4 protein-coding genes are annotated in these 5160 nt (G+C 54.4%); 2 read left to right on the top strand and 2 right to left on the bottom strand.

The genetic code is table 11. The features are described 5' to 3' along the window. Positions 1 to 105: 105 nt before the first annotated feature. A complete protein-coding gene (locus ABYK60_RS18120; protein ID WP_372873397.1) occupies positions 106 to 1197 on the bottom strand; it encodes a metallophosphoesterase in 1092 nt (363 codons plus the stop codon). 175 nt (positions 1198 to 1372) lie between these two features. Then, entirely contained in the window at positions 1373 to 3040 is a 1668-nt protein-coding gene (gene ettA / locus ABYK60_RS18115; RefSeq protein WP_372873396.1) for an energy-dependent translational throttle protein EttA, read from the bottom strand. A 243-nt stretch (positions 3041 to 3283) separates the two neighbouring features. Between ettA and glyA the strand changes: the two genes are divergently transcribed. Both glyA and nrdR read left to right on the top strand, forming a co-directional pair. Further along, the gene (glyA, locus tag ABYK60_RS18110) at positions 3284 to 4537 is read left to right on the top strand and encodes a serine hydroxymethyltransferase (protein ID WP_372873395.1); all 1254 of its coding nucleotides are present in this window, start codon (positions 3284 to 3286) and stop codon (positions 4535 to 4537) included. A 103-nt stretch (positions 4538 to 4640) separates the two neighbouring features. After that, the gene (nrdR, locus tag ABYK60_RS18105; RefSeq protein WP_011759131.1) at positions 4641 to 5090 is read left to right on the top strand and encodes a transcriptional regulator NrdR; all 450 of its coding nucleotides are present in this window, start codon (positions 4641 to 4643) and stop codon (positions 5088 to 5090) included. The last annotated feature ends 70 nt before the right edge of the window (positions 5091 to 5160 follow it).

Here is a 5160-nt window from a genome sequence, read left to right as displayed (position 1 = left end):
TGTGGGGCAGGAAAAGCAGCGCAAACAATAGCACTATTCTCAATGGCATAACTCAGATTGGCTTGGTCAGTTTCTCTGAATTATAGACGTGGTTTTAAAAAGCTATCAGTCGCTGACAAGCTCGCTGCGGCTGCCATCAAACTTGCCCCGCAGTAGTTTGCCGTCTTCCACCGATAATAATTCCCCGGACTTGCCCAGTTTAATCGATGAATCGATGGCAATGATGCGGTTGTTAAAAAGCCCGAGCACCCTCTCCTGTGAGGTGTGGCCAACCACTATGTGGTTTACCCCAAAATGTTTCAGCAGCCCATCAATCTGCTCCGAGCTCAGCTCATCTTTGAAGTAGCCTCGATACCAGGTGGGGCCGCCTTTGAAAAACAAAAAGTTAAGCAGCGGATTGGCTTTCAGTTCGGCCCGTTCATCGTCGATGTGCTTACGGTAAAGGTCGTTGGCCTTACCGATACTCAGGCCCCGTTCGAGCCACTCGGGGCTGATGCCGCCGTGCATAAACAGCATGTCGTTGACTATGGCGACGGTGTTTTTGCTGCGAAGCCATTTGCCGATTTCTGTGTCCTGGTCGTAAAGCGCATCGTAACTGCGGCCAATCAATTCGCTGCTCTGCTGATAACGTTCATGGATGTAGCGCAGATCTCCCTGCAGTACCATTTGTTCATGGTTACCCATAAGCAGATGCATCATGCCACCGGCATCGCGGGCCTGCTTATCCAGACCGTACATAAACCACAGCACTTCATTTATCTGATGACCACGGTCAAACATATCGCCGGTCATCACCAGATGGCCTTCTCCCAGTGCCCAGCGATTATTTTCATCTATCACCTTATGGGCACGGAGCAGCTTAAGCAGCACATCGTATTGGCCGTGCACGTCACTCAGGGCTACCACGTGGCGTACATCGCTGAAGCTGTCGGCATCAATGGAGTAGGGGGCGTGCAGCAGTGGCTGGGGCAATTCGCCGCAGTGTTCTGGGCGGGTTAACTGACCCGTGCCCGGTGTTTTTTTCAGTTCGCTGTTACAGATCCACAGGGCATCGGCACTGCTGTGCTCATTGTCTATGACGTAGGGGCCATCGTGAAAGACAGTGGTTGTTTCAACTTCTGCCTGTACGGTGAAAGTGACTAAGGCTACGCCAAGCACCAAAGCAAGCCCTACCCCGTTAAAAACTGAAGCACACACAGCAGACCTCTCATATTCCGTTAATAGTTTTGCAGCTGATTATACCCGTCAAGCTGCCCTTGGCAGCGAATGGCATGATGAAAAAAGGTACGGCTGATAAACGACAGCCGTCAGCAATAATTTGGCCTAAATAAAAAAGGAGACCCTGAGGTCTCCTTTTTTGTGCATCACAAGATTATTTGGTCATGCGCTTGTACTTGAGGCGGTGCGGCTCAACCACATCGGTGCCGTAGGTGTTCTTCAGCCAGGTAGAATACTCGGTGTAATTACCTTCGTAGAAGTTCACCTGACCCTCATCGCGGTAGTCGAGGATGTGGGTACAGATACGGTCGAGGAACCAACGGTCGTGCGAAATCACCATGGCGCAGCCGGGGAATTCCAGCAGGGCTTCTTCAAGGGCACGCAGGGTTTCCACGTCCAGATCGTTGGTGGGTTCGTCGAGCAGCAGCACGTTGCCGCCGGCCTGCAGCAGCTTGGCCAGGTGCACACGGTTACGCTCACCACCGGACAGGGTGCCGATGATCTTTTGCTGATCCGCACCACGGAAGTTAAAGCGGCCGACATAGGCGCGGCTTGGTATTTCCATATTGTTGATGCGCATGATGTCCTGGCCACCGGAAATTTCTTCCCAGATGGTGGCCTTGTTATTCATGGAATCACGGAACTGCTCAACCGAAGCCAGTTTCACGGTTTCACCGATATCGATTTCACCGCTATCAGGCTGCTCTGCGCCGCTCAGCAGGCGGAACAGGGTCGATTTACCTGCACCGTTGGCACCGATGATGCCCACGATGGCGCCCTTGGGCACCGAAAACGACAGGTTGTCGATAAGCACGCGGTCGCCGTAGCTCTTGGTGAGGTTACGCACCTCAATCACCTTGTCACCAAGACGCGGTCCGGGCGGAATAAACAGCTCGTTGGTCTCGTTACGGCGCTGGTAGTCAGAGCTGTTGAGCTCTTCGAAGCGGTTCATACGGGCCTTGCCCTTGGACTGGCGGCCTTTGGCTCCCTGACGCACCCACTCAAGTTCCTTGGAGATGGTCTTCTGGCGGGCGCTTTCGGTGGCGGCTTCCTGCTTCAGACGGGCTTCTTTTTGCTCCAGCCAGCTGGAGTAGTTGCCCTGCCATGGGATGCCTTCGCCGCGGTCGAGTTCCAGGATCCAGCCGGCGGCATTGTCGAGGAAGTAACGGTCGTGGGTAATGGCCACTACGGTACCTGAGTATTCCTGCAGGAAGTGCTCAAGCCAGGCAACAGACTCGGCGTCCAGGTGGTTGGTTGGTTCGTCCAGCAGCAGCATCTCGGGCTTTTCAAGCAGCAGGCGGCAGATGGCCACACGGCGGCGCTCACCACCGGACAGCACTTCAATCCTGGCATCCCACTCCGGCAGACGCAGGGCGTTGGCGGCGCGCTCGAGGATGTTATCCAGGTTGTGGGCATCCTGGGCCTGAATAATGGCTTCCAGCTCGCCCTGCTCCTTGGCCAGGGCGTCGAAGTCGGCGTCCGGCTCGGCATAGGCGGCGTACACTTCATCCAAACGGGTAAGGGCGCGCTTGGCGTCGCCAACGGCTTCTTCGATGGCTTCACGCACTGTCTGGTTAGGGTCAAGTTGTGGCTCCTGTGGCAGGTAGCCAATCTTGAGACCGGGCATGGGGCGGGCTTCACCTTCGATTTCGGTGTCGATACCGGCCATGATGCGCAGCAATGTGGATTTACCCGAGCCGTTCAGACCCAGAACACCAATCTTGGCGCCGGGGAAGAAGCTTAGGGAGATGTCTTTAAGGATTTGCTTCTTGGGCGGCACGATTTTGCCAACCCGCAGCATGCTGTAAACAAACTGAGCCATGTCGTCTCTCTGCGATTTACAAATAGAATTAAGCACTGAAAATTGGCCGAAGTTTACCAAGTCAGGGCGTTATTCTCCAGATGGCGATGTGAAATCACATTCAGCAATCGGGTTGTTTTGATGATGAAACACAGTCATCGGCACTGAGACGGATTTTCATCATATTGCGGCTGGGATTGTGATCGATAGCAGAGTAGAATACCGCGCAACCCTACCTATAAGATTTGCCAGCTGGAGTGACCAATGCTGAAGAAGACCATGAATATTGCCGACTATGATCCCGAGCTGTTCAAGGCGATTGAAGACGAAACCCGTCGTCAGGAAGAGCATATCGAGCTTATCGCCTCTGAGAACTACACCTCTCCCCGTGTAATGCAGGCTCAGGGCTCACAGCTGACCAACAAGTACGCCGAAGGTTACCCCGGCAAGCGTTACTATGGTGGTTGCGAGTATGTCGACATCGTGGAAACCCTGGCCATAGAACGCGCCAAGGAACTGTTTGGTGCAACCTTTGCCAACGTACAGCCACACTCCGGCTCTCAGGCCAACAGTGCCGTGTACATGACCCTGCTCAAGCCAGGCGACACTGTACTGGGTATGAACCTGGCCCATGGTGGTCACCTGACCCACGGCTCACCGGTTAACTTCTCCGGCAAACTGTACAACATCATTCCTTACGGTATCGATGAGACCGGCAAAATTGACTACGACGAAATGGAACGTCTGGCCGTTGAGCACAAGCCAAAGATGATGATTGGTGGTTTCTCTGCCTATTCCGGCATCGTTGACTGGGCGCGCATGCGTGAAATCGCAGACAAGATTGGCGCATACCTGTTTGTGGACATGGCCCACGTGGCCGGTCTGGTCGCCGCCGGTGTGTATCCAAACCCGGTGCCACACGCGCACGTAGTGACTTCTACCACCCACAAGACCCTGGCCGGTCCACGTGGCGGTATCATTCTGTCTGCTGCCAACGATGAAGACCTGTACAAGAAGCTGAACTCAGCTGTATTCCCAGGTGGTCAGGGCGGCCCGCTGATGCACGTTATCGCCGGTAAAGCGGTAGCCTTCAAAGAAGCGCTGGAGCCAGAATTCAAGGTATACCAGCAGCAGGTTGTGGTGAATGCCAAGGCCATGGTGGAAGTGTTCCTCGAGCGCGGTTACAAAATCGTGTCTGGCGGTACTGATAACCACCTGATGCTGGTTGACCTGATTGGCCGCGACCTGACCGGTAAAGAAGCTGATGCCGCTCTGGGGGCTGCCAACATCACAGTGAACAAGAACTCAGTGCCAAACGACCCACGCTCTCCATTTATCACCTCCGGTATCCGTATCGGTACTCCAGCTATCACCCGCCGTGGCTTTAAAGAAGCCGAGGCCCGTGAGCTGACTCACTGGATCTGTGATGTACTGGACAATGCCAAAGACGAGAGCGTGATTGCCCGCGTGAAAGGTCAGGTGCTGGAACTGTGCAGTCGTTTCCCTGTTTACGGTTAACCTTTTAACCTGAATAGGATAAACTCATGGCCGCTGCGACAGCGGCCATTTTTATTTGTATTGCTGTTCAATTTGCCCTTCAATCAGCTCGCCAGGAGGCCCCATGCACTGTCCATTTTGCAACGCAACCGACACCAAGGTGATCGACTCCCGTCTGGTGGGAGAGGGACATCAGGTAAGGCGTCGGCGGGAGTGCACTGAATGCCACGAGCGCTTCACTACCTTTGAAGGCGCCGAACTGGTGATGCCGAGGGTCATCAAGCGTGATGGCACCCGTCAGCCATTCGATGAGGAAAAGCTGCGCAGCGGTATGCTCAAAGCCGTTGAAAAGCGCCCGGTATCCATCGATCAGATTGACCAGGCAATGAACAAGATTAAGTCAACCCTACGCGCCACCGGCGAGCGCGAAGTGCCCTCTGAGATGGTTGGCAACCTGATGATGGACAGCCTGATTGAGCTGGATAAAGTGGCCTATATCCGTTTTGCCTCCGTATACCGCGCCTTTGAAGATGTTTCCGAGTTTGGTGAGGCCATTGCCAGGCTTCAGAAGTAAGCACTGCGGCGGACTGTATCCATGAGTAATAACAGCGTTTTTTCCGCTCTTGACCGCGCCATGATGGCCC

The sequence above is a fragment of the Shewanella sp. genome (assembly GCF_041630135.1).
Lineage (GTDB): Bacteria > Pseudomonadota > Gammaproteobacteria > Enterobacterales > Shewanellaceae > Shewanella.
The sequence above is the reverse complement of the archived record's forward strand: the minus strand, read 5'-3'. Positions and strand labels throughout refer to the sequence as shown.